The 26,609-nt window shown below is 70.2% G+C and carries 27 protein-coding genes and 1 pseudogene; 11 read left to right on the plus strand and 17 right to left on the minus strand.

Annotated features, from left to right (window positions below; all coding sequences use genetic code 11):
- Positions 1 to 112 precede the first annotated feature (112 nt).
- Positions 113 to 1,429, plus strand: a complete 1,317-nt coding sequence (gene aceA, locus BGO45_RS06210) for an isocitrate lyase (protein WP_292691852.1) — start codon at positions 113 to 115, stop codon at positions 1,427 to 1,429.
- A 97-nt stretch (positions 1,430 to 1,526) separates the two neighbouring features.
- Positions 1,527 to 3,185, plus strand: coding sequence for a malate synthase A (aceB, locus tag BGO45_RS06215; protein ID WP_292691853.1), 1,659 nt, complete (start codon positions 1,527 to 1,529; stop codon positions 3,183 to 3,185).
- A gap of 57 nt (positions 3,186 to 3,242) precedes the next feature.
- On the opposite strand, the gene BGO45_RS06220 is transcribed toward aceB, so the two are convergent.
- Positions 3,243 to 4,538 carry a chloride channel protein gene (locus BGO45_RS06220; RefSeq protein ID WP_292691855.1) on the minus strand — a complete coding sequence of 432 codons (1,296 nt, stop codon included), beginning with the start codon at positions 4,536 to 4,538 and terminating at the stop codon, positions 3,243 to 3,245.
- Positions 4,539 to 4,593: 55 nt separating this feature from the next.
- Between BGO45_RS06220 and BGO45_RS06225 the strand changes: the two genes are divergently transcribed.
- Entirely contained in the window at positions 4,594 to 4,917 is a 324-nt protein-coding gene (locus BGO45_RS06225) for a hypothetical protein (RefSeq protein ID WP_076494449.1), read from the plus strand.
- A gap of 63 nt (positions 4,918 to 4,980) precedes the next feature.
- A complete protein-coding gene (locus BGO45_RS06230) occupies positions 4,981 to 6,180 on the plus strand; it encodes a pyridoxal phosphate-dependent aminotransferase (protein ID WP_292691859.1) in 1,200 nt (399 codons plus the stop codon).
- Between the two features lie 226 nt (positions 6,181 to 6,406).
- Here BGO45_RS06230 and BGO45_RS06235 read toward each other — a convergent pair whose 3' ends face one another.
- From BGO45_RS06235 to BGO45_RS06250, 4 genes are read right to left on the minus strand one after another with little or no spacing between them, the layout of a single operon-like run.
- The gene (locus tag BGO45_RS06235; RefSeq protein ID WP_076494445.1) at positions 6,407 to 7,543 is read right to left on the minus strand and encodes a UDP-N-acetylmuramate dehydrogenase; all 1,137 of its coding nucleotides are present in this window, start codon (positions 7,541 to 7,543) and stop codon (positions 6,407 to 6,409) included.
- Complete coding sequence (locus BGO45_RS06240; protein WP_292691863.1) at positions 7,543 to 7,947, minus strand: MaoC/PaaZ C-terminal domain-containing protein; 405 nt, start codon at positions 7,945 to 7,947, stop codon at positions 7,543 to 7,545. Before BGO45_RS06240 ends, BGO45_RS06235 begins: the two co-directional genes overlap by 1 nt.
- Complete coding sequence (locus tag BGO45_RS06245) at positions 7,944 to 8,393, minus strand: MaoC family dehydratase N-terminal domain-containing protein (RefSeq protein WP_076494439.1); 450 nt, start codon at positions 8,391 to 8,393, stop codon at positions 7,944 to 7,946. The genes BGO45_RS06240 and BGO45_RS06245 overlap by 4 nt, the downstream gene beginning before the upstream one ends.
- A 32-nt stretch (positions 8,394 to 8,425) precedes the next feature.
- Positions 8,426 to 9,223 carry a sulfite exporter TauE/SafE family protein gene (locus BGO45_RS06250; protein WP_292691865.1) on the minus strand — a complete coding sequence of 266 codons (798 nt, stop codon included), beginning with the start codon at positions 9,221 to 9,223 and terminating at the stop codon, positions 8,426 to 8,428.
- Positions 9,224 to 9,571: 348 nt separating this feature from the next.
- On the opposite strand from BGO45_RS06250, the gene BGO45_RS06255 reads away from it, so the two are divergent.
- Positions 9,572 to 10,207: an NAD(P)-binding domain-containing protein gene (locus BGO45_RS06255; protein ID WP_292691867.1), complete on the plus strand. Its 636-nt coding sequence runs from the start codon at positions 9,572 to 9,574 to the stop codon at positions 10,205 to 10,207.
- Between the two features lie 168 nt (positions 10,208 to 10,375).
- Here the strand turns inward: BGO45_RS06255 and BGO45_RS06260 are convergent, their stop codons facing one another.
- The 6 genes from BGO45_RS06260 to BGO45_RS06285 all read right to left on the minus strand — a co-directional run bounded on the left by BGO45_RS06260 (position 10,376) and on the right by BGO45_RS06285 (position 15,047).
- A complete protein-coding gene (locus tag BGO45_RS06260; RefSeq protein ID WP_292691869.1) occupies positions 10,376 to 11,536 on the minus strand; it encodes a cystathionine gamma-synthase in 1,161 nt (386 codons plus the stop codon).
- Complete coding sequence (locus BGO45_RS06265; protein WP_292691871.1) at positions 11,533 to 12,621, minus strand: pyridoxal-phosphate dependent enzyme; 1,089 nt, start codon at positions 12,619 to 12,621, stop codon at positions 11,533 to 11,535. Before BGO45_RS06265 ends, BGO45_RS06260 begins: the two co-directional genes overlap by 4 nt.
- A 60-nt stretch (positions 12,622 to 12,681) precedes the next feature.
- Entirely contained in the window at positions 12,682 to 13,530 is an 849-nt protein-coding gene (locus BGO45_RS06270) for an SDR family oxidoreductase (protein ID WP_292691873.1), read from the minus strand.
- 74 nt (positions 13,531 to 13,604) lie between these two features.
- A complete protein-coding gene (locus tag BGO45_RS06275; protein ID WP_292691875.1) occupies positions 13,605 to 13,922 on the minus strand; it encodes a hypothetical protein in 318 nt (105 codons plus the stop codon).
- Complete coding sequence (locus BGO45_RS06280) at positions 13,922 to 14,500, minus strand: Asp23/Gls24 family envelope stress response protein (RefSeq protein ID WP_292691877.1); 579 nt, start codon at positions 14,498 to 14,500, stop codon at positions 13,922 to 13,924. Before BGO45_RS06280 ends, BGO45_RS06275 begins: the two co-directional genes overlap by 1 nt.
- Before the next feature lie 4 nt (positions 14,501 to 14,504).
- The gene (locus BGO45_RS06285; protein WP_076494424.1) at positions 14,505 to 15,047 is read right to left on the minus strand and encodes a sigma-70 family RNA polymerase sigma factor; all 543 of its coding nucleotides are present in this window, start codon (positions 15,045 to 15,047) and stop codon (positions 14,505 to 14,507) included.
- Between the two features lie 119 nt (positions 15,048 to 15,166).
- Here BGO45_RS06285 and BGO45_RS06290 point away from each other — a divergent pair, with 119 nt between their 5' ends.
- The 5 genes from BGO45_RS06290 to BGO45_RS06310 all read left to right on the plus strand — a co-directional run bounded on the left by BGO45_RS06290 (position 15,167) and on the right by BGO45_RS06310 (position 18,987).
- The gene (locus BGO45_RS06290) at positions 15,167 to 15,571 is read left to right on the plus strand and encodes an Asp23/Gls24 family envelope stress response protein (protein WP_292691880.1); all 405 of its coding nucleotides are present in this window, start codon (positions 15,167 to 15,169) and stop codon (positions 15,569 to 15,571) included.
- Positions 15,572 to 15,693: 122 nt separating this feature from the next.
- Positions 15,694 to 16,536: an NAD(P)-dependent oxidoreductase gene (locus BGO45_RS06295; protein WP_292691882.1), complete on the plus strand. Its 843-nt coding sequence runs from the start codon at positions 15,694 to 15,696 to the stop codon at positions 16,534 to 16,536.
- Positions 16,537 to 16,639: 103 nt separating this feature from the next.
- A complete protein-coding gene (locus BGO45_RS06300; protein ID WP_292692897.1) occupies positions 16,640 to 17,200 on the plus strand; it encodes a TetR/AcrR family transcriptional regulator in 561 nt (186 codons plus the stop codon).
- Positions 17,201 to 17,480: 280 nt separating this feature from the next.
- Positions 17,481 to 17,996 (plus strand): sigma-70 family RNA polymerase sigma factor, encoded by a 516-nt coding sequence (locus BGO45_RS06305; protein ID WP_076494417.1) that lies wholly within the window; start codon positions 17,481 to 17,483, stop codon positions 17,994 to 17,996.
- On the plus strand, positions 17,983 to 18,987 hold the full coding sequence (locus tag BGO45_RS06310) for a hypothetical protein (RefSeq protein WP_292691884.1): 1,005 nt from the start codon (positions 17,983 to 17,985) through the stop codon (positions 18,985 to 18,987). The genes BGO45_RS06305 and BGO45_RS06310 overlap by 14 nt, the downstream gene beginning before the upstream one ends.
- Positions 18,988 to 19,770: 783 nt before the next feature.
- Here BGO45_RS06310 and BGO45_RS06315 read toward each other — a convergent pair.
- The 5 genes from BGO45_RS06315 to BGO45_RS06335 form a co-directional block, all read right to left on the minus strand.
- Positions 19,771 to 20,715, minus strand: a complete 945-nt coding sequence (locus BGO45_RS06315) for a sensor histidine kinase KdpD (RefSeq protein ID WP_292691885.1) — start codon at positions 20,713 to 20,715, stop codon at positions 19,771 to 19,773.
- 59 nt (positions 20,716 to 20,774) lie between these two features.
- The gene (locus BGO45_RS06320) at positions 20,775 to 21,449 is read right to left on the minus strand and encodes a response regulator transcription factor (RefSeq protein ID WP_292691887.1); all 675 of its coding nucleotides are present in this window, start codon (positions 21,447 to 21,449) and stop codon (positions 20,775 to 20,777) included.
- 43 nt (positions 21,450 to 21,492) lie between these two features.
- The gene (locus tag BGO45_RS06325) at positions 21,493 to 22,284 is read right to left on the minus strand and encodes a hypothetical protein (RefSeq protein ID WP_292691889.1); all 792 of its coding nucleotides are present in this window, start codon (positions 22,282 to 22,284) and stop codon (positions 21,493 to 21,495) included.
- A gap of 148 nt (positions 22,285 to 22,432) precedes the next feature.
- Positions 22,433 to 23,893, minus strand: coding sequence for an MFS transporter (locus BGO45_RS06330; protein ID WP_292691891.1), 1,461 nt, complete (start codon positions 23,891 to 23,893; stop codon positions 22,433 to 22,435).
- A 374-nt stretch (positions 23,894 to 24,267) separates the two neighbouring features.
- The gene (locus tag BGO45_RS06335; protein ID WP_292691893.1) at positions 24,268 to 24,696 is read right to left on the minus strand and encodes a hypothetical protein; all 429 of its coding nucleotides are present in this window, start codon (positions 24,694 to 24,696) and stop codon (positions 24,268 to 24,270) included.
- A gap of 160 nt (positions 24,697 to 24,856) precedes the next feature.
- Here BGO45_RS06335 and BGO45_RS06340 point away from each other — a divergent pair, with 160 nt between their 5' ends.
- Positions 24,857 to 25,252 carry a helix-turn-helix domain-containing protein gene (locus tag BGO45_RS06340; RefSeq protein WP_292691895.1) on the plus strand — a complete coding sequence of 132 codons (396 nt, stop codon included), beginning with the start codon at positions 24,857 to 24,859 and terminating at the stop codon, positions 25,250 to 25,252.
- A 257-nt stretch (positions 25,253 to 25,509) separates the two neighbouring features.
- Here the strand turns inward: BGO45_RS06340 and BGO45_RS06345 are convergent.
- A pseudogene (locus tag BGO45_RS06345) lies at positions 25,510 to 26,559 on the minus strand (IS630 family transposase).
- Positions 26,560 to 26,609 lie beyond the last annotated feature (50 nt).

Genomic DNA, 26,609 nt, shown 5'->3' on the forward strand with positions numbered 1-26,609 from the left:
CCGAAACGGAAGAACGGCAAAACTTCACAGCGAAAATCTCGGGTCGAGGCCGTGTTCTTCGCCGACAGTGGTCTCCACGGGCACCGATGCCCGACACCCGAAGGAGGACGACATGACGATCCAGGCCACCCCCGCCCAGCAGCCCCTGCGCGCCGGCGACCAGACCGAGACCGCCGATGAGATCCGCGCCGCGTGGGAGAACGACCCGCGGTGGGACGGCATCGAGCGCACGTACTCGGCCGAGGACGTCGTCCGACTCCGCGGCAGCGTCCGCGAGGAGTCCACGCTCGCCCGCCGCGGGGCGGAGAACCTGTGGAACCTCCTCCACACCGAGGAGTACATCCGGGCCCTCGGCGCCTACACCGGCGGCCAGGCCGTGCAGCAGGTGCGTGCGGGCCTGAAGGCCATCTACCTGTCGGGCTGGCAGGTGGCCGCCGACGGCAACCTCGCGGGTCAGACCTACCCCGACCAGAGCCTGTACCCCGCGAACTCGGTGCCCGCCGTGGTGCGCCGCATCAACAACGCCCTGCTGCGGCAGGACCAGATCGAGCGCGCCGAGGGCGAGATCACCCAGGACTGGCTCGCGCCGATCGTCGCCGACGCCGAGGCCGGCTTCGGCGGGCCGCTCAACGCCTACGAGCTGGCGCAGTCGCTGATCCAGGCGGGGGCCGCCGGCATCCACTGGGAGGACCAGCTCGCCAGCGAGAAGAAGTGCGGCCACCTCGGCGGCAAGGTGCTGGTTCCCACGCAGCAGCACATCCGGACCCTCAACGCCGCGCGCCTCGCCGCCGACGTCGCGGGCGTCCCGACGGTGATCATCGCCCGCACCGACGCTCTCGCCGCCGACCTGCTCACCAGCGACGTCGACCCCCGCGATGCGGAGTTCCTCACCGGCGAGCGCACGAGCGAGGGCTTCTACCGGGTGCGTCCGGGCCTGGATGCCGTCATCTCGCGCGGCCTCGCCTTCGCCCCCTACGCCGACCTCATCTGGGTCGAGACGGGAGAGCCCGACATCGAGCTCGCCCGCGCCTTCGCCGAGGCGATCCACGCCCGCTACCCGGGCAAGCTCCTCGCCTACAACTGCTCGCCGAGCTTCAACTGGAAGCGCCACCTCGACGACCAGCAGATCGCCACGTTCCAGGCCGACCTGGCCGCCCTCGGCTACGCCTTCCAGTTCATCACGCTGGCCGGCTTCCACGCCGTGAACCACTCGATGTTCGACCTCGCCCGCGGCTACGCCGAACGCGCCATGAGCGCGTACGTCGAGCTGCAGGAGGCCGAGTTCGCCGCCGAAGCGAACGGGTACACCGCCACGCGCCACCAGCGCGAAGCGGGCACCGGCTACTTCGACGTCGTCTCGACCGCGCTCAACCCCGACAGCGCCACGCTCGCCCTCGCCGGCTCCACCGAGACCGCGCAGTTCCACTGACCCCACCTTCTCGCCCCTTCACTGTCCAAGACACGCGAATGCCACGACCTTGCGCCCGCGTGTCTTGGACACCGAGGCAGACACGAAAGCCACGATCATGACCCTCATCGAACCCCCGCCCACCACCGACCGCCGCGGCCCCGAGCCCTCGGCATCCACCCCCGCTCCGCGCCTGCGGATCGAGCGTCCCCTCGAGGGACGCGACGCCGAGATCCTCACCCCCGCGGCTCTCGCGTTCGTCACCGAGCTGCACGATCGGTTCGCCCGGCGCCGCCACGACCGCCTGGCCGCGCGAGAGCGCCGCCGCTTCGAGATCGGCAACGGCGACGACCCGCACTTCCGCTCCGACACCGCGCACATCCGCGACGATCCGTCGTGGCGGGTGGCCGGCGCCGGTCCCGGCCTCGAAGACCGCCGCGTCGAGATCACCGGGCCGACCGACCCGAAGATGACGATCAACGCGCTGAACTCCGGTGCGCGGGTGTGGCTCGCGGATCAGGAGGATGCCACCTCCCCCACGTGGCGCAACGTCATCGGCGGCCAGCTCTCGCTGTTCGACGCGATCCGCGGGCAGCTCAGCTACACCAGCACCGAGGGCAAGGAGTACCGCGTCACCGCCGAGCGCACGCCCACCATCGTGATGCGTCCCCGCGGGTGGCACCTGCCGGAGAAGCACATCACCGTGATCGACCGCACGGGCCGCGAGCTGCCGGCATCCGGTTCTCTCGTGGACTACGGGCTGTACGTGTTCCACAACGCGCACGCGCTGATCGCGGCGGGGCGCGGACCGTACTTCTACCTGCCGAAGATCGAGTCCGCCGACGAGGCACGGCTGTGGGACGACGTGTTCTCGTTCACCGAGGAGCGCCTGGGCCTCGCCCACGGCACGATCCGCGCCACCGTTCTCATCGAGACGCTGCCCGCGGCGTTCGAGATGGAGGAGATCCTCTTCGCCCTGCGCGACCACTGCGCGGGTCTGAACGCCGGCCGGTGGGACTACATCTTCTCGATCATCAAGACCTACCGCGGGCGCGGCGCCCGGTTCGTCTTGCCCGACCGCAGCGAGGTGACGATGACGGTGCCCTTCATGCGGGCCTACACCGAGCTGCTCGTCCAGACGTGCCACAAGCGCGGCGCCTACGCGATCGGCGGCATGAGCGCCTTCATCCCCAACCGCCGGAAGCCCGAGGTGACCGAGGCCGCGTTCGAGAAGGTCGCCGCCGACAAGCGTCGCGAGGCCGGCGACGGCTTCGACGGGACGTGGGTGGCCCACCCCGACCTGATCCCGGTGGCCCGCGCGGAGTTCGACGCCGTGCTCGGCGAGCGCGACAACCAGCTCGACCGGCTGCGGGACGACGTCGCGGTGCGCCCGGAACAGCTGCTCGACCTGCGGATCGGCCTGCCCATCACCGCCGGCGGAGTGCGCGGCAACGTGGCGGTGGCGATCCGCTACATCGAGGCGTGGCTGCGTGGCCTCGGGGCCGTCGCGATCGACGACCTCATGGAGGACGCCGCGACCGCCGAGATCTCGCGCTCGCAGATCTGGCAGTGGATCCACCAGGACCGCTCCACCGCCGACGGAACGCGGATCACGCGGGAGTACGTCGAGGGGCTGCTCGGCGAGGTGATCGCCGAGGCGACCCGCTTCGACGGCGACCGCTTCGACGACGCCGCCGAGGTGTTCCGCGAGGTGGCGCTGCGCGAGGAGTTCCCCGCGTTCCTCACCCTGCCGGCGTACGCGAAGTACCTCGACTGAGACGCCGACCACGAAGGGCCGGGGCTGCGAAGTCCCGGCCCTTCGTGGTGCTCGGATCTACTCGCGCCCGGGGTCGCGGGGCGCGAAGCGTCGCAGGCTCGCCCGCGAGGTCAACCGCGCGGCGGCGAGGGATCCGGCGACCGCGAGGAAGATCGGCAGCAGCAGGTCGAACCCGGTCGCGGTGAACTCGATCACCAGCACGATGGCGGTGAACGGTGCGCGCATGTTGGAGGCGAGGAACGCCGCGGCGGCGACGATCGCCAGACCCGTGGCATCCGCCCCCGGCCAGATCAACGCCCATCCCGCGGCGGCCGCGGCACCGAGGCTCGCGCCGATGGCGACGGACGGTTGAAGGGTGCCCCCGACCGCCCCCGAACCGAGCGACACGATCGTCGCGACGTACTTCAGCACGGCGAGCGCGAGGAGCAGCAGTGCGGGCTGCGTGAGGTCGAAGCCGGCGGTGGCGAGGGCACGACCGTTGCCGAGGATCAGGGGGAACACCGCGCCGAGCGCACCGACCGCGGTGAAGGTCAGCGGCAGCGCGACGAGGAGCTTCCACCCCGTCGGGCGCACCTTGGCCAGGAGCGACGTGACGGCCCCGAAGCTCGTCGCACCCCATCCCATGAGCGGTCCGATGAGGATCGCCGCCACGATGAGCGACGCGTTCACGTCGATGGATGCCACGTGGTACAGGGAGCCGTCGCCGACCAGCGGCCGCGCGACGAGGGTCGCGATCGCGCTCACCGACAACGCGATCACGGCGGCGCCGACGCTGAACTGCGCGAGCAGGATCTCGATCGCGAACAGCGCACCGCCGAGCGGCACGTTGTACACCGCGGCCAGACCCGCGCCCGCCGCGGCGGCGATGAGGATGCGCCCCCATCGCGCGTCGAGGCGGAACCATCGCACGATCTTCGACCCGCCCATCGCGGCGAGCTCGCGCGGGGCGACCTCCTTGCCGATCGAGGCGCCCAGGGCGACGGAGGTGACCTGGATCACGGTGTCGGCGAGCGTCTCCCACCACGGCATGTGCGCGCCCGCGACACCCTGCTCGACGCTGGCGATCTTCCGCCCGAAGCGACGCAGCAGGTACCAGCCCAGGGCCGCGATGACACCCGCACCGCCCACCGTCACGATCGGCAGCCACCAGACCGACGGGGCGGCGAGGCCGTCGAGGAACGGTCCTTCCTCGTGCCCCCAGACCAGGTGCTCGACGGTGTGGACGATCCAGACGAGCAGCAGCACGGCGAGTCCGGTCGCGACCCCGACGATCGCGGTCGCCAGTCCCAGCCGGAAGAGGAGGCCGAGCCCCCGACGATGCACGCGCGTGCGCTCCGGGGCCCCTACTGTCACGACGCCACGCTAACGCACCGGCGACAGCGCGCCCGCCACGCGCTACCGTGACGACATGGCTTCTGTCTCACCGGCCGGTCGCCGCGCGAGCGACGGCTTCGGCATCGTCGCGATCATCCTCGCGGCGTTCATCCTGCTGCCGGCGCTGATGATCTTCCTCATCGGGCTCGCCCCCGAGATGAACGCGATCTGGTGGCTCGGGATCGTCCTCCTCCCGATCATGGGCTTCCTCGGCCTGGTCGCGCTGATCATCGGCGTGGTGGGCATCGTCCTGCGCGTGCGGCAGAACCGGAATCCGGTCCTCTCGATCATCGGCGCGTCTCTCGGCGTCCTGCTCGTCCTCCCCGTCGTCTGGGTGTTCTTCGGCTCGTCCGTGTAACCCTTCGGTGACGCCCGCCCCGGAGCCCGCGGCATCCCGGGCGTGCCGAGTAGGCTCTACGCCGTGACCGACCGCGCTCCGCTCTCCCGCAAGCTCTCCGCCATCGCCGAATCCGCGACCCTGAAGGTCGACGCGAAGGCCAAGGCCCTCAAGGCCGCCGGCCGCCCCGTCATCTCCTATGCCGCCGGCGAGCCCGATTTCGCGACCCCGCAGTTCATCGTGGATGCCGCGGCCGAGGCGTTGCAGAACCCGGCGAACTACCGTTACACCCCCGCGGCCGGGCTCCCGGTGCTGCGCGAGGCCATCGCCGCGAAGACCCTGCGCGACTCGGGCCTCGAGGTCGCTCCGGCGCAGGTGATCGTCACCAACGGCGGGAAGCAGGCCGTGTACCAGGCGTTCCAGACCGTCGTGAACCCCGGCGACGAGGTGCTGCTGCCCGCGCCGTACTGGACGACGTACCCCGAGGCGATCGCGCTCGCCGACGGCGTGCCCGTCGAGGTGTTCGCGGGCGCCGACCAGGACTACAAGGTCACGGTCGCGCAGCTCGAGGCGGCCCGCACCGACAAGACGACCGTGCTCGTGTTCGTGTCGCCGTCGAACCCGACCGGCTCGGTCTACACCCCGGAGGAGACGGCCGAGATCGGCCGCTGGGCACTGGAGCACGGCATCTGGGTGATCACGGACGAGATCTACCAGAACCTCACGTACGAGGGCGCCCGCGCCGTCTCGATCGTCGAGGCCGTGCCCGAACTGGCCGGCCAGACGATCCTCGTCAACGGCGTCGCGAAGACCTACGCCATGACCGGATGGCGCGTGGGCTGGATGGTCGGGCCCGCGGATGCCATGAAGCTCGCCGGCAACCTGCAGTCGCACCTGTCGAGCAACGTCAACAACGTCGCGCAGATCGCCGCCGCCGCGGCCCTCAACGGCCCGCAGGACGAGGCCGAGCAGTTCCGCGAGGCCTTCGACCGACGTCGCCGGCTGATCGTGTCCGAGCTGGCGAAGATCGACGGCGTCGAGGTCCCCAACCCGCTCGGCGCGTTCTACGTGTACCCCGACGTGCGCGGCCTGCTGAACCGCGAGTGGGACGGCGTCACCCCGACGACCTCGCTCGAGCTCGCCGACCTCATCCTCGAGAAGGCCGAGGTCGCGGTGGTTCCCGGCGAGGCCTTCGGCCCGAGCGGCTACCTGCGCCTGTCGTACGCCCTCGGCGACGCCGAGCTGCTGGAGGGCGTCCAGCGCCTCCAGCGTCTGTTCTCCTGACGGGCGCCCGCCGGCCGGCCGCTTCTCCGGGCCGGCGGGCGGCCCGGGTCGTGGCATCCATTCCGCCCTCGACCGACCGGACCCTGCGCCCGCCGGCCCGTACCGTCCCGCGGAGTCCCTGACCGACGCACCGGCTCGAGGCAGCGCCGAACGGCGTATCGCCCGAGAACTCCGCACGACGGTGCGGCGGATGCCGTGACGGCAGACCGGATGCCAGGAACTCCGGCTACAGCTCGACGTTCACCAGCACGGGCTCGGGCTGCAGCAGCAGGCCGAACTCGGACTGGACCCTGTTCTGCACGAAGCGCGCGAGTTCGGCGATCTCGCCCGCCGTCGCCCCTCCGCGGTTGGTGAGTGCCAGCGTGTGCTTCGTGGAGAGCCCGGCGCGCGACCGGGGGAATCGGAAGCCGCGCGACAGACCCGCGTGCTCGATGAGCCACGCGGCGCTCACCTTGACGTCGTGCGACTCCGCGATCGGCGGCGGCACCACGCCGCTGAACGCCGCCAGCGGAATCACGGTCACCGGGTCGACGGCGGGCCCGAGCGGCCACTTCGGGCACTCGACGGGGAGCGTCCGCGCGAACGCCTCCGACACGATGGCGTTCTGGAAGAACGATCCGGCGCTCCAGGTGTCGGGGTCCTCGCCGTCGAGCACCATGCCCTTGCGCGCGCGGGTGGCGAGCACATGCTCGCGGATCCACCGCAGCGACACCGCCGCATCGGCATCCAGTCCCAAGGCCCCGCGCAGCTGATCACCCGCGAGAGGGCGCTCACCGTCGCCGACGCGTTCGAGCTCGAGCGTGACCGAGACGATCACGGCCGAGCGCGCCGGCACCGATCCGTAGTGCTGCTTCAGCACCGAGGTGCGGAAGCCGAGCCCCAGATCGGATGCCGGAACGGTGGACACCTCGCCGGTGGACTCGTCGATCAGGTCCACCTCGACGAGGGTCTGCACGATCTCCTGCCCGTACGCCCCGATGTTCTGCACGGGGGCGGCGCCGACCGTCCCGGGGATCCCGGACATGGCCTCGATGCCGGCGAGTCCGCGGGCGACCGTCTCGGCGACGAGAGCGTCCCAGTCGTGGCCGGCCTGTACCCGCAACCGTGCGGTGTCGGGCCGGGAGCCGGGCAGCTCCTCGATGCCGGACGTGCGCACCAGCACCACGGTGCCCTCGAACGGCTCATCGCCGACGAAGAGGTTCGAGCCGCCGCCGACGACGAGCCACGGCTCGCCGGTCGCCCACAGCTCACGCAGCACGTCGACGAGTTCGTCGGGGGTACGGGCCTCGATCGTCCGCTCGGGCAGACCGCCGGTGCGCAGGGTCGTGAGCGCGGAGAGCGGGACCGGGGTGAGCTCGGGCATCAGGACAGCCGGACGCGCACCTGCGCCTTGCCGAGCACCGTCGTGCCCGCGTGGGTCACGGTGAGGTCGACACGGGCGGTCTCGTCGTCGACGGCACCCACCTTCGCGCTGACGTGCAGCTCGGCGCCCTCGGAGGGGTCGACGACCACGGGGCGGGTGAACCGCACGCCGTACTCGAGGATGCGGCCCGTGTCACCGAGCGCCTCGGCCAACGTGCCGACCGCGACCCCCATCGTGAGCATGCCGTGGGCGAGGACGCCCGGCAGGCCGACCTCGGCGGCGACGTCGTCGCGGTAGTGGATCGGGTTGAAGTCCCCGGAGGCGCCCGCGTACCGCACGAGGGACTCCCGCGTGAGGTGGACGGAGCGCTCGGCGATGACCTCGCCGACGGTGAACGTGCTCATGCGTCGCCCTCCCCCGCCAGCAGGACGCTGGTCGTCGTCACGACGTGGGCGCCGTCGGCATCCACGATCTCCGCCTCGCTCGTGATCATGGCGTTGCCCCCGAGGGTGCGGATGCCGGTGACCGACAACGTCGCGGTGAGCTCGTCGCCCGCGACGATCGGCCGCGAGTACCGGAAGCGCTGCTCGGCGTGCACGAGTCGCGACAGGACGATGCCGGAGTCCGGGTCGCCCAGGAGCTGCTGCAGGGTCAGATCCTGCACGACCATCGCGAAGGTCGGCGGCGCGACCACGTCGGGGTAGCCGAGTGCGCGGGCGGCCGCGGGGTCGGAGTGCTGCGGGGCGTCGGCGAAGACCGCGCGGGCGAACTCGCGCACCTTCTCTCGACCGACGAGGTACGGCGCGGTCGGCGGGAAGACACGACCGACCAGTTCGGGGTTCACGGGCACCGGGTCAGTCTACCGACCGCTCCCCCGCGGCCTCAGCGCTGGTGCCGCCCGCGCACGGCCTTCACGGCCATCTGGGTGGCGATGAAGACGAGGAAGACGGAGAACAGGACGTTGCCGACGAAGGGGTCGACGAGCTTCGCGAGCGAGGCTCCGAGGGCGGTCGTCGTGCACGCGGCGATGCCGACGCAGGCGGCAGCGACGAGGTCGACGTTCGAGCGGCGCAGATTGCCGACCGTGCCGGAGATCGCCGTGGGGATCATCATCAGCAGCGACGTCCCGCGCGCGATGAGATCGCTCGTGCCGAACAGCAGCAGCAGCGCCGGGACGACGATGATGCCGCCGCCGACCCCCAGCAGACCCGCGAGGATGCCGGTGATGACGCCGAGCACCAGGAGCCCCGGTCCGGTGATCCAGGTCAGCTCCAGCTCGGCGTCCCGGGAGGGGATGACGAAGTAGAGGCTGACGATCACGATCACCAGGAACGCCACGAACGACCAGCGCAGGGCCGTCTGCGACAGCTTGGGGAGCAGCCACGTGCCGATCTGGGCGCCGCCGACCGCGCCGACGGCGAGGATGAGCGCGGGGATCCACGCGACGTGGCCGTCGACGGCGTAGGTGATGACGCCGACGGAGGCGGTGGGCACGATCGCCGCGAGCGAGGTGCCCGCGGCGAAGCGCTGATCGAATCCGAGGGCGAGCACCAGCAGGGGCACGATCACGGTGCCGCCGCCCACGCCGAAGAGGCCGGACATGAGCCCGGCGAGCAGCCCCACCCCGATGCAGACGGCGTAGAAGCGAGCGGAACGTTTCGGGCGGGCGGTGTCGATCACGGGGCGGAGATCCTTGCGAGACGGGGGCTGCACGGGCCGGCGCCCGCCGACGGACCAGTCTTCCACTTCGTGGGCGCCGCGACGTCACGGCATCCCCGGGGAAAGAAAGCGGCCCCCGGTGGTCCGAAGCCGCGTCCACCGGGGGCCGTCGCCCTCACAGGTCAAGCGGAGCGGTGACCCGAACACCGGTCTGCGACCACGATCGCGAGGGTGCGACAGAAGAGAAGTTACCGGGACCACGCCCACGCTTCTCCCGCTTGACACAGATATCTCATGCTGCTAACTAACTAACTCGATGCGTCGATCTGGGCGGGAATGCGTTCGGCGTCCCGCTCGTTCGGTTCCGGTATGACCACCGTAGGAATCATCGGAGCAGGAAACATCGGCCAGGCTGTCGCGAAGGGATTCGTCGACCGCGGGTACGACGTCGTGATCGCGAACTCTCGGGGCCCCGAGACGCTCGCCGATGTCGTCGGCGCACTCGGCGAGCACGCGCGTGCCGCTTCGGCGCAGGAAGCCGCAGAGGCGGGAGAGTTCGTCGTCGTCACCGTCCCCCTCAAGGCGTACCGCGAGGTGCCGGTCGAGCCGCTGCGCGGCAAGACCGTGCTCGACACGAACAACTACTACTGGGAGCGCGACGGGCACATCGCCGAGCTCGACGAGAAGCGCACCACCACCGCGCAGATGCTGCAGGAGCACCTGCCCGAGAGCACCGTGGTGAAGGCGTTCAACCACATCCCGGCCGGCGACATCCTCACCGACGGGGCTCCGGCCGGCACGCCGGGCCGCCGCGCACTGGCCACCTCGAGCGACTCCGACGAGGCCGTCGCCCTGGTGACGCGCATCTACGACGAGTTCGGTTTCGACACCGTCAACGTCGGCCCGCTCGCCGACAGCTGGCGTGTCGAGCGCGACACCCCGGCGTACGTCGTGCGCCAGACCCGTGACGAACTCGAGCAGAACCTCGCCCGCGCCGAGCGCTGACCCGGGTCCACACCCTCGATAAACGCGATCCGCGACGAGACACGCCACGCCGGCGCGTTTCTCGTCGCGGATCGCGTTTCTGGATGCCAGTGCGGGACGCCGCAGCGCCCGGGACGCGTCAGTGCCAGACGCCGCGGCGCGGGGACGCGTGGCAGCGCCCGGGACGCCTCAGAGCGCGGCGAGCGCCTGATCGACGTCGGCCACCAGGTCCGCAGCCGACTCGATGCCCACCGACAGGCGGACGATCGTGTCGGGCACGGCCAGCTCGGTGCCGCGGACGGACGCGTGGGTCATGGCATCCGGGTAGTTCACGAGCGACTCGACGCCGCCGAGCGACTCGGCGAGGGTGAACAGGCGCGTCGACTCCGCGAAGCGGCGCGCGGTGGCGCCGTCGGCGAGCTCGAGCGACACGATGCCGCCGAACGCACTCATCTGCGACGCCGCGAGCGCGTGGCCGGGGTGGGACGGGAGCCCCGGGTAGTACACCTTCGCGACGCGGTCGTGCCCGGCCAGGTGCTCGGCGACGGCGTGGGCGTTGGCGCTGTGACGCTCCATCCGGATGCCGAGGGTCTTGATGCCGCGGGTGGTGAGGTACGCGTCGAACGGCCCCGAGACCGCGCCGGCGGCGAACTGCAGGAACTGCGTCTTCTCGGCGAGATCGGCGTCGGCGAACGCGAGCGCACCGCCGACGACGTCGGAGTGACCGCCGAGGTACTTCGTGGCCGAGTGCACCACGACGTCGGCTCCGAGGGAGAGCGGGCGCTGCAGCGCGGGAGAGGCGAACGTGTTGTCCACGACGACGATCGCACCGGCCGCGTGACCGAGGCGGGCGAGCCCGGCGATGTCGGTGATGCGCAGCATCGGGTTGCTGGGCGTCTCGACCCACACCATGCGCGGCGCGCGCTCCTCGATCGCTGCGGCCACGGCATCCAGGTCGCTCATGTCGACGACGCGGAGCTTCACGCCCCAGGGACCGAGCACGCGCGCGAGCAGACGGTAGGTGCCGCCGTACACGTCGTTGCCGAGCAGCACCTCGTCACCGGGGAGGAGGGCCGCGCGCAGCAGCGCGTCCTCGGCGGCGAGGCCCGACGCGAACGACAGCGCGCGGGCGCCGCCCTCGAGCGCGGCGATCTGCGTCTCGAGCGCCGCACGCGTGGGGTTGCCGCTGCGTCCGTACTCGTAGCCGCCGCGGAGGCCCCCGATGCCGTCCTGCGCGTAGGTCGTGGACAGGTGCACCGGCGGGATCACCGCGCCGGTGGTCGGGTCGAAGGCCTGACCCGCGTGGACGGCGAGGCTGTCGAAGCCGCGGGCGGCGTCGTGGGTGCTCATGCGGAGTGCTCCTGAGTGCTCGAAACGGGAAGAACGGATGCCACGGGCTCGACGGCGTAGCCGCGCGCGGTCATCCACTGGTCGTCGAAGATCTTGCTGAGGTAGCCGCGACCGTGGTCGGGGAGGAGGACCACGACGACGGCGTCGGCGGGCAGGTCGCGCGCCACGCGCAGGGCGCCCACGACCGCCATGCCGCTGGAGCCGCCGACGAGCAGTCCCTCCTCGCGGGCGAGGCGGCGCGTCATCGCGAACGACTCGGCATCCGACACGCGCTCGTAGGCGTCGACGACCGTCGGGTCGAAGGCGGGCGGCCAGAAGTCCTCGCCCACGCCCTCGACGTCGTAGCCGTGGATGTCGTCGCCGGAATAGATGGAGCCGACCGGATCGACGCCGATGATCCGCACGGAGGAACCGGCGACCTCGCGCAGGTAGCGGCCGGTGCCGCTGATCGTGCCACCGGTGCCGACACCCGTGACGAAGTGCGTGAGGGCACCCTCGGTGTCGCGCCAGATCTCGGGACCGGTGGTCTCGTAGTGACTGCGCGGCCCGTTCGGGTTGGCGTACTGGTTGGGCTTGAACGCCCCCGGGATCTCGCGCACGAGGCGGTCGGAGACGCTGTAGTACGAGTTCGGGTCGTCCGGCTCGACGTTCGTCGGGGTGACGACGACCTCGGCGCCGTACGCGCGGAGCACCGCACGCTTGTCCTCGGCGACCTTGTCGGGCACGACGAAGACGCAGCGGTAGCCACGCTGCTGCGCGACGAGGGCGAGACCGACGCCCGTGTTGCCGCTCGTCGGCTCGACGATGGTGCCGCCGGGGCGCAGCGAACCGTCGCGCTCGGCGGCGTCGACGATGTTGGCCGCGATGCGGTCCTTGGCGGAGCCGCCGGGGTTGAAGTACTCGATCTTGGCGAGGACCGTGGCGGCGATGCCGTCGGTCACCCGGTTCAGACGGACGAGGGGGGTGTTGCCGACGAGGTCGGCGACGCTCTGGGCGTAACGCACGATGGAGTCCTGGGGGTCGATGCGCCCGAGGGCGCGGCTGACGGGGTCGTCGAAGAAGAACGCGGGGGCGTTCAGCGACAACAGCGACAGGTCAGCACGCCGTCAGCATACCCGACGATGCGGCGACGCGTCAGCGACCGTTCACGCGATGGCGCCGAGGAACTCGTCGAAGCTCTGCGCGGGGCGGCCGGTCACGGCCTCGACGTCGCCGGACACGCGCGCCAGATCGCCGCTCGCGATCGCGGTGTACGTGCTCACCCAGGCGTCGACCTGCCACGGCGGCGCCCCGTAGACCGCACGCGAGGCGTACGCCTCGTCGAGCGTCTCGTCGAGATAGCGCACCGGGTGACCCCGCACGGCGGAGATCTTCTCCGCCACCTCGGCGAGCGTCAGGGCCTCCGGACCGGTGAGGTCGTACGCCGTGTCGGTGTGGGTGGCCGGGTCGAGAAGGACCGCCACCGCCGTCGCCGCCACGTCGGACCGCGACACGAGGGAGCAGCGCCCGTCGCCCGCGGGGCCGCGGATGACGCCGTCATCGCCCGCGAAGAGCTCCATCATGTCCATGTAGAAGTTGTCCCGGAGGAACGTCCACGACATCCCCGAGGCGCGGATGATCTCTTCCGTGGCGGCGTGGTCCCGCCCCAGGGTGAACACGGCGTCGGGGGCCGCGGCGAGGAACGACGTGTAGACGATCGACCGGACGCCCGCGCGCGCGGCGGCCTCGACGAACGTCCGGTGGTGCTCGACCCGGTCGGCGGACTCGGACGCCGAGACCATGAACAACGTCTCGATCCCGGCGAGTGCGGCGGCCGCGGCATCCGCGTCGAAGTATCCGGCGACGCGGACCTCGGCGCCCGCGAGCTCGGGCGCGCGCGACGCGTCGCGGACGAGCAGACGCTGCGGGATGCCGCGTGCCGCGAGGTCGCGCGCCACGCGCCCTCCGACGGCTCCGGTCGATCCGGTGACGGCGATCACGGGCTGCGTGGGCATGCGTCCTCCGTGGGGGGAGAGAGTTCGGTCCTCTCAGCGTATTGCGCGGCGCCGTGAGGTGGCCGCGAGGTCGCTCAGGATCGAGGTGCCACGAGGCGCGCGACGCGGACGCGGACGGTGTCCGCGGGAGCGTCGGCACCGGCCTGGCGCACGGCGTCGGCGACCGCCGACGCGACGGCCGCGCTGTCGTCGTCCGACGACACGCCGATGCAGACGGTGACCGCGCGCGCCCCGTCCTTCTCGTCGACCGCCGAGAGGGACCCTTCGACCTCGGCCATCCGCTCGTACGCGCGCGCCACGACCGGTCGCGCCGAGTAGGACTCCCGGACGCCGGCGACAGCGGTCACGGCCAAGTCGATGCGCGGCGCGATATCGGCAGCGGTTTCCGTCATCATTCGTCCTCCACGTCGACGTGCACATCACCCACGGTGACATCCACGCGCCCCACCCTCAGCTCGCCGTGACGCTCGATCGCGGCACGGATGCCGTCGCGCATCAGGTCCACGGTGCGCTGCATCGGATATCCGAACAGCACGCTCACCGTCACCCGCACGTCGAGCGCGTCGGTGGGCTCCGGCTGATCGATGCGCACGCGGCCGACCAGCACGCCGGCGACATCGTCGCCGACCGTGCGGATCAGTTCGTAGAGGGCGCCCTCGGTGACGACGAGCTGCGTTCCGTCCGCCGTGCGGGTCAGGGGGATGTCCCGTCCGGCGCGGAACTCGCGCATCACCTCGCGCATGATCTCGTCGTACCAGGACTCCGCGAGCGGTTCCGTGGCCTGCTCGTCGACGATCTCGCGCGAGAGACGGCCCATCCGCTCCATGGATGCCAAGAGGGCCTGACATTCGGCATTGCGCTCGATCGCGGGGATCCGGGGGGTGCGCCCTCGATCGAGATACGCGGAGAGATCCTCGAGCGAGTATCCCGAACCGCCTACGTCGTCCACGTCGTCCACGTCCTCACTCATCCGATCACCTCCACTCCTGCATGCGTTCCAACACGGTCTTCCGCGCCCTGGCGAGCCGCCCGCGAACGGTGGCGGCGGTCTCTCCGACCTCGGTCGCGATCTCGTCGTAGCTGTGGCCGCCGATCTCGCGGAGCACCCACACGACGCGCAGTTCTTCGGGGAGATCGGCCAGGACCTTCTTCAACGCGTCCATCTGCGACGATGCCACAACCGAGCGCTCCGGGTCATCCCCGACCGACACCATCTCTTCGTCGATCTGCTCGGAGATCTTCCGCGAGCGCATCCGATCGGTCACCTTGCGGGACACGATCGTGGTGAGCCAGCTGCGCACCTTCTCGGGGTCGGCGAGGTCCGGCAGTCGCCGCCACGCGGTGATGAGCGCTTCCTGGACGCAGTCGTCGGCATCCGCGCGCGAGCCCGTCAGTTTCGTGGCGAAGGCGACAAGGAACGGGGCGTGGCGACGTACGAGCACTCCGAAGGCGATCTGATCACCGTCAGCCGCGCGTGACGCGAGGAACGCGTCGGTCGCGGTGGACAAAGAGGTCATGCCTTTTCCTGTCAGCAGATTTCCAGGTCGGGCTCGTGACGAATCGCGAATCCGGCTCGTCCACATAGCGAAACACCCCGCGCCCGAAGCGCGCGGACGGTTGACGAAAGGACGAACTCATGGCATCCACCACTCCCACCACCCCCGAGGTCGGCAAGACCGTCATCGTCGACCCCGTGGTCGCCAAGGTCGCCGGCATCGCTGCCGCCTCGGTCCCGGGCGTGCACGCCCTCGGTGGCGGAGCCGCCCGCGTCATCGGCAACATCCGTCAGGCCGTCGGCGCCAAGGACCACGCCCAGGGCGTGAGCGTCGAGGTGGGCGAGACCGAGGTCGCCGCCGACATCGACATCCAGGTCGACTACCCCGAGCAGCTGCAGCGCGTGGCCTCGAACGTCCGCGCCGCGGTCCACCAGGCCATCACCGAGCTCGTCGGCATGAAGGTCGCCGAGATCAACGTCACCGTCGTGGACGTGTACATCCCGAGCGACGACGACGAGGAGCCGCAGGAGACCCGCGTCGCCTGACGCGTCCCCACCCCGGGCCCGTGCCGCACCACGCGACGGCGCGGGCCCTTCGGCCGTCGGAAGAGCTCGTCGCGGCGGGCGGCCGGTAACGTCGTGAGCACGCCCCCGATCGAAGGACGCCCATGCGCATCGCTCTCACCGGCTCATCCGGCAAACTCGGCACCGTCGTCGCGCGCGAGCTGCGATCCGCGGGCCACGACGTCATCGGCCTGGACCTCCGCGGCGAGCGTGGGCCCGGGTTCGTCCAGGTCGACCTCACCGATTACGGTCAGGTCATCGACGCCCTCGCGGGCGTCAACGACCAGCACGACGGTGTGGACGCGCTCGTCCACCTCGGCGCGATCCCGGCTCCCGGCATCCGGTCGGACATCGCAACGTTCCACAACAACATGACCAGCACGTTCAACGTGTTCTGGGCAGCCGTGCGCCTCGGCATCCACCGCATCGTGTACGCGTCCAGCGAGACGGTGCTGGGTCTGCCGTTCGACATCGACCCGCCCTACATCCCGGTCGACGAGGAGTACGCCCCGCGCCCGGAGTCGGTGTACTCGCTGGTGAAGGTGCTGGAGGAGCGCCTCGCGACCGAGCTGGTGCGCTGGCACCCCTCGCTCTCCATCACCGCGTTGCGCTTCTCGAACGTGATGGTGCCGGAGGACTACGCCGAGTTCCCGTTCGACGCCGACGCCCGGACGCGGAAGTGGAACCTGTGGGGCTACATCGACGCCCGCGACGGCGCCCAGGCCGTTGAACGTGCGCTCGAGAACGCCCCCGCCGGATTCGACACGTTCATCATCGCCGCCGCCGACACCGTGATGACCCGCCCGAACGCGGAGCTCGTCGCCGAGGTCTTCCCCGACGTCGAGACGCGGACCGACCTGGACGACACCCGGACCCTGCTCTCGATCGACAAGGCCCGGCGCCTGCTGGGGTACGCGCCGCAGCACTCGTGGCGCGATCACCGCTGAGCGGCGGACGTCCGCGGATGCCACACTGGGCACCGTGACCGGTCCGCTCCCCCCGTCTCCTCCCCCGGCGCGGCGCGGTCGGCCCGGGTACGACCGCGAGGGCATGCTCGCGGTCGCCGTGCGGCTGTTCAACGAGCAGGGGTACGACGCCACGAGCGTGGCCGACCTGGCCGCGCGCCTGGGTGTGACGAAGTCCGCGCTGTACCACCACTTCTCGTCCAAGGAGGAGCTGTTGGCGGTCGCGCTGGACAGTGCGCTCGACGCCCTCGAGGCCGTGCTCGGCGAGCCGGGTGCCACCGCGGGGTCCGCCACGGACCGTCTGCGTTTCGTCCTGGGCCGCGCGACCGACGTCCTCGTGACGCATCTGCCGGCGGTCACGCTTCTCCTGCGCGTGCGCGGCAACGGACCGGTGGAGCAGGCCGCGCTGGTGCGCCGCCGCGCGTTCGACCATCGCATCGGCGTCCTCGTCGCCGAAGCGCAGTCCGAGGGCGGCGTCCGCGACGACGTCGAGTCCTCGGTGGCCGCCCGTCTGCTCTTCGGGATGATCAACTCGGTCGTCGAGTGGTACCGCCCCGAGGGCGAGGTCGACGGCGACCGGCTCGGGCGCGACATCGTCCGACTCGCGCTCGACGGGCTGCGGACCGACCCCGAACGCGACCGGTGACGCCGGCACCGCCACCCGAGCGCTCCGAGACCCCGGGGTGCACGAGGATTCGAGGGGTTGCGCCACCCCCATGCGACGCAACCCCTCACCCGCCGGCCTCAGATCCGAACATCCGCCTGGTGCGGGCCGTCGGGCGCCGCTCGGACGCCCGCCCCCACCTCTGTCGTGTCCGTCGTCCGCGATTCCTTACATCCGGTTCGAGAAGATTTTCCCGGCGACGCCCTGTAAGGATCCGGGCGCGCGCGACACAGCCCCGTCGAGCGCACGGGAACGCGCGCCCATGAACGACGAGATCGAGTTCGTCCGGCTGTTCCGCGAGCATTACACCGGCGTCCGACGGTTCATCGAGCGCCGGGTCTCCGATCGCGAGGCGGCCGCCGATCTCACGATGGAGTGTTTCGAGATCGCCTGGCGCAAGCGCACCCCGTCCGAGCCGTTCGGGTTGCCCTGGCTCTACCGGACGGCGCGCAACCTCATCGCCAACGAATACCGACGCCGGGACCGGGAGGAGGCGCTGTGGACCCACATCGAGCACCAGGTGCGCTCTCTCGCCGGGGAACCCGAGTCGGAGATGACCCGACGGCTGGTGGAGGCCGTCCGCGCACTCCCCGTTCGCGATCGGGAGATCCTCTGGCTGACCTATTGGGAGGAGCTCTCCGCGGCAGAGGTGGCCGTGGTGATGTCCCTCAGCCCGGGGAGCGTGTGGACACGCCTCAACCGGGTGCGCGCGCGGTTGCGACCCGCGTTGCAGGACTCCGCCGCCGCGTGGGAGGAGGTGCCCGGTGACCGACGATGATCTGGTGCGCGCGCTGCGCGCCCTCGACCCCGCGCGGACACCGTCGGACGCGCCCGTGCCCCTGTCCGCGGAGCGACGCCTCCGCGAGATCCTGGACCGCCCTCCGCGCGCGACCGGCGGCGGGCGTCGGCGCGTGCTGCCGGGCCTCGCCGCCGCCGTCGCGGCCGTGGTGGCGCTCGTGGTGGGCGCCGTGGTCTGGTGGCCCGCTCCCACGGCGACCGCGCTGACGCCCGCGCCGCTGCAGTATTCGGCGGTGGACGACGACGTGCCCGCACTTCTCGCCGCCGCGCAGGATCGCCTCGCGCAGAACCCCGGGCGCAACGACGCGGTGCGCCGGTCGCTCACTCTGGGGTGGTTCTTCAGCGTCTCCGTCGGCGACCCCGACGCGACGGTGTTCCGACGCGAGTGGGTAGACGTGTCGTGGAACGCCGATCTCTCGGGATCCGTGGTGACGACGACGGCGGAGTCGACCGACGCCGCCGGCGACACGGTGCCCGCCGACGGACCCGCACCGGGCACGGTCGTGGGAGACATGTCGTACGTACGGGGTCAGTTCCACCCGCTCTCGAGCCAGCCGCCACCCGCGACGGTCGAAGGGATGCGGGAGGTCATGACCGCGGCGGTCGACCCGCCGTCTCCCCTGACGTCCGGCGACGCGATCATCGCGGCGCAGAGCCTGCTGGGCGAGTGGACGTTCAGTGACGCGCAGGAGGCCGCCCTCCTCGATGTGGTGCGCAGCACGTCGGACCTCCGACTGCTCGGCCGCACGACCGACCGTGTCGGGCGCGCCGCCATCGGATTCAGCGGGATCCCGACGGGCACACCGAACACGGATGCCACGCTCCTCGTCTCCCTCGACTCGGGTCGGATCCTGGGGGTCGAGACGAGCCTGCGGGCCGCCGACGAGGATCTCGGGCTTCCGGCCGGTTCGGTGACCTCCTACACGCTGTGGGATGTGGAGGACCGACCGGACGCGCCCCGGGGACCCTGACGAGGGGCGCGGACCGCCGCATCCGGATCCGCGATTCTCGATCCTCGAGACTCCCCCGCGTCATGCCTTTGAAGGAATGCAGCCTGCACGTGGGAGCGCTTGCACTGCCGGGCGTGGCTCTGATTGCACGGAAATCCGCACCATTACGCAATTGGGAGCGATCCCAGCCACAATTTGGACGGCGTATTCAAACTCCACGGGAATCCGGGCGCGCGCGACATCCACGGACCCCGGGACCCGTTTGTTATCAACTGCATGTGAGCCGCCTCGCGTCCCTACACAGCGAAGGATGCTGCGTGCCAGGCTGAGGCGAGCCCGACGGAAACCGGGGATCGACCGACCGGAGACCCACCGTTCCCGGCGTATTCACGCGAATATTCCGACTGGATTAGCATTCTGGCACTGCATGATGCAAATATGTGCGTGGGGAGGAATCTGTAATGCCACGCGCACGCATAATCACACACGGATACCGGCTCGCCAATGGGTGGGAGAAGATCGACCGGCGTCCTTTGACGCAAGAGGCGGCACAGGAACTGCGATCCCAGGGGTACACCATGGTCATCGCAAAAAGGGGCCTCTTCGACTCGCGCGAGATTTCGCTGAATCAGCCGATTCCCGCGCGATGAATAAGAAATAAACACCGCAAATAGTAAGAATCTCTAATTAAATAGCACGTACCCGAGCCGCACCCGAGCGGCAGAAGAAGCCCGTGCGGACGTCGTCAGCGACGCCGCCGGGCTTCTTCGGTTTCCGGAGCACGAGGCTCTCGCCCGCTCCGGTTCAGCGACGCCGTCGAGCCGAGGCGGGGAGACGGAGGGTCATGGTGGTGCCGGCATCCGAGGTGTCCGAGACGCTCGCGGACCCCCCGTAGCGGGTCACCGCCTCCTGGACGAGCGACAGACCGATCCCGAACCCCGTGCGGGAAGAGCCGCCGCCGTCCACGGCGTGCGCCGAACGGGCGAATCGGTCGAACACCCTCTCGGGGGCGATCCCGCGGATGCCGGGACCCTCATCGGTGACGTCGATGCGCACGTGGCGGCCGTCGCGGCGCGCCACGACGACCACGATTCCGCCGGCGGGCGAGTGCTTGACGGCGTTGTCGACGAGAGCGACGACGCTCCGCTGGAGGCCCGCCGAAGGGATGTCGACGCGCAGGCCCTCGTCATGGGGCCCGCTGACGAGGTGGACGTCGCGCCTCCGCGCGAGGACGGTCATCGCCGTCACCGCCGACTCCACGATCCCCACGACAGGGGTGGGTTCGCCGCCCGAGGACGTCGGCATCTCCACGGATTCCAGGAGATCGGCGACGACCGCGTTCAACGTCCGCGAGTCCGCGCGGATCTCCTCCACCACCCGCGCGTGGGGGTCGGTGGCCGCAACGGAGCGGTGGAGCATCTGGATCCTGGCATCCAGGATCGCCAGCGGGGTGCGCAGTTCGTGGGACGCGTCGGCGACGAACTCGCGCTGGCGCCGGAGCGCATCCACGAGCGGACGCACCGCCCGGCGAGTGACGAGCAAGCCCAGAAGGCACGCCGAGGCGATGGCGCACACGCCGATGACGACCGCGCCGAGCAGGATGTCCACGGCGTCCACGTCGACGAGCGTCGTGCGGGGGGTCGGGTGCAGCAGGTCGCCGAGGCGGATCTGCGTGAGCACCACTGAGAACGCCGCCACCAGTACGGCGAGCACCAGGACCGACACGGCGCCCGCGATCGTGAGCGCCACTCGCCACGCCGCCGACCGGACGAGCACGCTGTCGGCGTCACGAGGTCGCGTCGGCCGCATCACATCAGCCCCAGGCGGTACCCGCGGCCGCGGACGGTCTGCACGATGCCGGGATCGGTCTTCCTGCGCAGGTAGTGCACGTAGGTGTCGACGGCTCCGGGGGTGTCATCCGGCGAGAAGACGGCGCGGAGGATGTCGTCGCGCGAGAACGTGCGTTGCGGGTGGACAGCGAACAGGGCGAGGAGCGAACTCTCGCGCTCCGTCAGGATGATCCGCCCGTCGTACGGCGAGTACACGGCGCGCGACTCCGGGTAGAACTCCCAGTCGCCGACGCGCACGAACGGCCCTTCCCCGCTCCGCACCCGCCGGATCGCACGCAACCGCGCGAAGAGTTCGTCGAACTCGAACGGCTTGACGAGATAGTCGTCCGCCCCGGCATCCAGACCCCGCACCTTGTCCTGCACGGCCCCGAGCGCGGTGAGGATCAGCATCGGGACGCCCGCACCCGAGCGCCGGAGGGTTTCGACGACGGTAAGCCCGTCGACGGTGGGGAGGCGCCGGTCCACGATCATCACCTCGAAGGTCCGCGAGGTCGCGACATCGAGCGCGTCGCCGCCGTCCGCGACGAGGGTCACGTCGTACACCTCGTCGAGGACTGTGGCCATGACGGGCCCCAGCTGGTCGTCATCCTCCACCAGGAGCAGCCGCGGCCGCGCGCTCCCTGATCCGCTCATGCTCCGCCTCTCTTCCCCCACGCCGACACCGGCCGTGCGCACATCAGATCAGAGTCTGCCGCGAGTGTCCTCCGAGGGATGCCGCGGCCGCCGGCGCCGGTGACCCGCGGCGGGCCCGCATGACGACGACGAGCACCACCATGACCGCCGTCAGGGCGAGGGACACCCACCCGGTGCCCACGCCCACCCCGCCTTCGTCGACCGGCTTGCCGAGCCAGTCCGCCACCGACGCTCCGAGAGGACGCGTGAGGACGTACGCGAACCAGAACGCGAACACGCCGGTCCACCAGGCCATCCGCCAGGCGATGATCGGGACCGCGATGAGAACGGCGAACACCGCGACCGAGGCGAGATAGCCGAGCCCGAACGTGACGGCCGTCAGGTCGCCCACCGCCGTGCCGAGCGCGAACGTGCCCACGACCGCGGCCCAGTAGAACAGTTCGCGTCGCGTCGTCGTGACGTCATGCACCGACAGCGTGCCCTCGCGACGGCGCCACAGGACGAAGACGGATGCCAGAGCGAGCGCGTAGAGCGCGGCAGATGCGGCGTACGGCAGGCCGATCACGACGTGGACGACATCCGCCGCCATGGTCCCGAAGACCCCGACCGCCGCGACCGCGAGCCAATAGGCCCCGGGGAGGTAGCGCCGCCGGGTGAGCTGCCAGGCCAGCGCCAGGACGAAGAACGCGAACCCCAGCAGCACGGCGACCACCGGATCGAGAGCCCGGATCGAGAAGTCCGACACCGCCTCCCCCAGCGCCGTCGATACGGCCTTCGCAACCCAGAAGATCGGCGAAGGGTCGGGCACTCGGGTCGGTCGGCTGTGCGAGGTCATGGTCGCATGATCGCCGAGCGGCTCTAAGGAGACTCTCATCTTCGCTCCGTCGCCCGTGGCGCCGGCGCGGTCGACGGCTCCGCCCCGTCCACGGGCGCGGCGATCCCGATGAGCCGTCGCGCTCGGCGGAGCCGACCGATGGGGTCGGTCAGCGCCGCGCGCGTCGAACTCCCGCGACGCTGACCGCCAGCGCCGCCAGGGAGAACACCAACGACACCGCCAGTGCGACGACCACGGCTCCGTCGAACACCGAAAGGTTGGGCGCCGGCACCCCCGGTGTATCGGTCCGCGGGGTCGACCCCAACGCGAGCACGAAGCTGGTGCCGAGGACCGTCTGCCCCACGGCGCCGCCCAGCCGTTGCGCGGTCTGCACGACTCCTCCCGCGACGCCGCCACGCGCCGGGTCCACGTCGGCGAGCGTGAGCGTCTGGTTGGGGGTCACGATCGCCCCACCGGCCACCCCGAGCAGGAAGAGCGGTGCTGCGAGACGCAGGATCACGGCCGGCGGGTCGCCGTCGAGGGGCGCCAGACCGATCAGGAGTCCGAGCACGATCGTGGCTGCGGAGAACAGCAGAACCGCACCCACCAGCAGCGGGCGACCCACGCGCGAGACGAAACGTCCCGCCAGCGGCGCGCCCACCACCGATCCGAGCGCGAACGCCGTGACCCCGGCTGCCGACTGCAGGGCCGTGAACCCCCGACCGTCCTGGTAGTACAGCGCGAGGACCAGCGGAATCCCGGTGTTGCTGCAGAAGAAGACGACGGCGAAGACGACGCCGCTGACGAAGGACGGAACCGCGAACAGCCGGAGGTCCACGAGCGGACCGGCCTCCGCGCGCGTCAGCCGGGCTTCGTGCCGGATGAACGCCGCGATCAGCACGGCCGCGGGAACGAGGAGGAGTGCGACGGCCGGAGTGGCATCCTGACCGCTCTCGACGATCGCGAACAGGAGACAGAACAGTCCCCCACCGAGCAGCACAGCGCCGAGAAGGTCGAGTCGGCGCGGTCCGGGCTCGGTCGACGGCCGATCGGCGCGGATCCACCGTCGCGCGAGCACGACGGCGACGATCCCGATCGGGACATTGATGAAGAACACCCACCGCCATCCCATCTCCGGGCCACCGGCCGCGATGAGGAGTCCCGCCACCACGGGCCCGGCCGCCGTTCCGACCCCCACCGTGAGTCCGAGACGGCCGAAAGCCCGGCCACGCTCCTCACGCGCGAACGTGCTCTGGATGAACCCCGAGACCTGAGGGCCGATCATGCCCCCGAACACCCCCTGGACCACGCGCGCGGCGATGAGCACCTCGGGAGTCGGGGAAAGGCCGACGGCGACGCTGGCGGTGACGAAGCCGATGACCGCGATCAGGAACATCCGCCGCCGGCCTCGCGCATCCCCGAGCCGTCCACCGATCACCGGAACGAGCCCGAACGCGAGCACGTAGCCCGTGACCATCCACTGCAACTGGCTCGCGTCGGCGCCGGTCGCCCTCCCGATGGAGGGAAGGGCGACATTGGTGACGCTCACGTCCAGAAGAGAGGCGAACTGGCCCAGGAGCATGACCGTCAGGGCGCGCCAGCGCCGTGGATCGGGAGGGGAGGATGCCACGGCTCAGCGCGCGACTTCTTCAGGCATGCGGTTCACGCTACGCGCGGATGGAGGGGCACGGCCCGTCCGTCCTGAAACGAGGTCCGCTCCGCTGGGGTCGTCTTCGCCGGGTCGGCGCGCTCGCCTCGTGCCCGTCGCGCCTCGCTCAGCTGTGGGCGCCGGAGACCCGTCGCTCCACGTGCTCGATCAGGCTACGCATTTCCGCGCCGCTGAACCCGCAAACGCTCTTGATGCCCGCGTGAGCCAACGAGGCCATGAACTGGGCACCATCGGAGAAATGAATTCTCAGTTGCGGCGACCAAATCAGTCGCCCCCACACCCGAACGTCTTCTACTCGCTCGATCTGGTCCCACGCGTACCGTCGCAGAACGCCGTCATCGGGCGGTGAAGACGAGCAGCGCGGACCCTTCGAGCCGCAGAAATCCCGGCCCCTTCTCGTCGCCCCTCGTCCAATCCCGCCAACTCGAGATGTTCATCCCGATGGCGGACGATGAGAACAGGTAGGTGGCGAGAGCCGCGGATCGGTCAGTTTCCTCGCGTGCCTTGTCGCGAACGGTCACGAGCCTTCGCGAAAGAAAACCGAGGGCTCCGACCATGGGGATCACCCCGAGACCGAGCCAGAAGACGATCCAGAGGCCACCACCATCGGGCGAGCTGAGCGCGGAGTACGCACCGAAAGCAGAGACGACCCCCAGCGAGAGGGCTGGGAGCAGGTAGGCGACCCAGGGGAATCGCCCCACCGGGCGGACGATCGTCGCCCATTCCACCACTGTGACCACGATGGCGGGTCCCTTCTTGCTCACTGAAGGGTACCGGCGAAGGCAAGGCGACAGGCGCGGGCCCCAGAGGCCACGGGCCGATCCGTCGGCAACGCGATCGTTCGGGCAGGACAGCCGGGCTGTCCGAGATGTAGAGCCAGAACACCACTACTCGAATAAATCGGCGCTCCTACCGCCGCCCCTAGTGGAACTGCAGAAACTGGTAGATCTGACGCCGAATCTCGCCACCTCCGCGATGCCCGTCGAGCAGGTGAGCCGATCGCTTCGCCGGCGTCTCGAACCGGTCCTCGTCAGGCGGATCGTCGCCGAGTACGAGTCCGGCGCAACGACGCCGAGTCTCTGTCAGACCTATGGGCTCTCGAAGACCGGCATCCTGCGACTGCTTCGAGACGAGGGGGTAGTGCTGCGCCGCCAGCCGCTCACAAGCGACCAGGTCGAACTTGCAAAGAAGATGTACGAGTCCGGCCAACCGATCGCTGCCATCGCAACCCGCCTCGACACCAGCTACAACAACGTCCGACAGCGGCTCATCAAAGAGGGAGTCCAGCTCCGCCCACGCGGCGGCAGCCTCGCAAGTTGACCCTCGATCCACTTGCAGGCGTGCGTACGGTCTGCCTACTTGATGCGGCAGAATTGACTGCTCCTTCGACTCGCCGCGGCGGTGGGTAACTGCTTGGTCCGATGGTAGCTCCTCAGACCGTTCTTTCGTCAGCACGGGTGTCCGCAGGACATATCGCGCGCCCTGAACGGTATTCTCGCGCACCCTAAGGCCTCCCCGGGGTGCAGTCGACACGGATCCGAGTATTTCCCAGGCTCGGGCACTCTTCGGTACTCGCCCTAGTGTCGCGTTTCTGAAGTTCGTTTTGGGTTTGCTTTCGCGAGGATCTGTTCCGGTGTTTTGGTCCAGACGAAGGGGTGTTTGCGGTCGTTCCAGCCGGTGATGAATTGTCGGATCTTCGCGTTCAGGTCTTTCACGCTGGTGAAGACGCCGCGGCGAATGGCCTGTTTGTCGATGATCCCGAACCAGACTTCAACGAGGTTCAGCCAGGACCCGGATGTCGGGGTGAAGTGGACGTGGAATCTCGGGTTCTTCTCCAGCCAGGCACTCACCTCAGGGGTCTTGTGGGTGGCGTAGTTGTCCATCACCAGGTGCAACTCGACGTCTGGGTACACGCGGTCGAGCTGGCGCAGGAACGCGAGGAACTCCTGCCTGCGGCGCTTCGGCTTCACGGCCCCGGTGACGTGCCCGGTCGCGATCTCCAACGCCGCGAACAACGTCGTCGTGCCGTGCCGCTTGTAATCGTGCGTGCGTTTCTCCGCATCGCCGACACGCATCGGCAGCATCGTGCCGTCCGGTCCAGCGCCTGGATCTGGGACTTCTCATCCACACACAGCACGACCGCGTTCTCCGGCGGCGCGAGATACAGTCCGACGACATCGGTGACCTTCCCAACCAGCTCCGGATCGGTGGAGAACTTGAACGTCTCCGACTTCCACGGCTGGACCCCATACTCCCGCCACGCCCGCGCGACCGTCGCGTTCCCCACCTTCAGATGCGCGGCGAGAAGTCGGGACGACCAATGCGTCACCCCGTACTTCTTCGGCGGCGGCATGAGCGTCGGACGCGACGATATCGGCATGATCAAGGTGGCGCGGACGACCCGAACGCGCCGCATCCTCCAGCCCGGCAATACCGCCCTCCTCGTAGCGCCCGCGCCATTTCAGCACCGTCACCACCGTCGCGCCGACCAACTCCGCGATCCGCGTATTCGCGATCCCCTCCGACGCCAGCAGCACGATCCGCGCCCTCCGCGCAGCCCCCGCAGACACCGTCGTCGACCTCAACCAGCCACGCAAATCCGACTCGTCACCCTCGAAAAGCCGCAACGCCGGAGCCGGAGAATTCGCCACAGCCAATTCTCTCAACCACCCAACTA

This window comes from Microbacterium sp. 71-36, assembly GCF_001898305.1.
GTDB lineage: Bacteria > Actinomycetota > Actinomycetes > Actinomycetales > Microbacteriaceae > Microbacterium.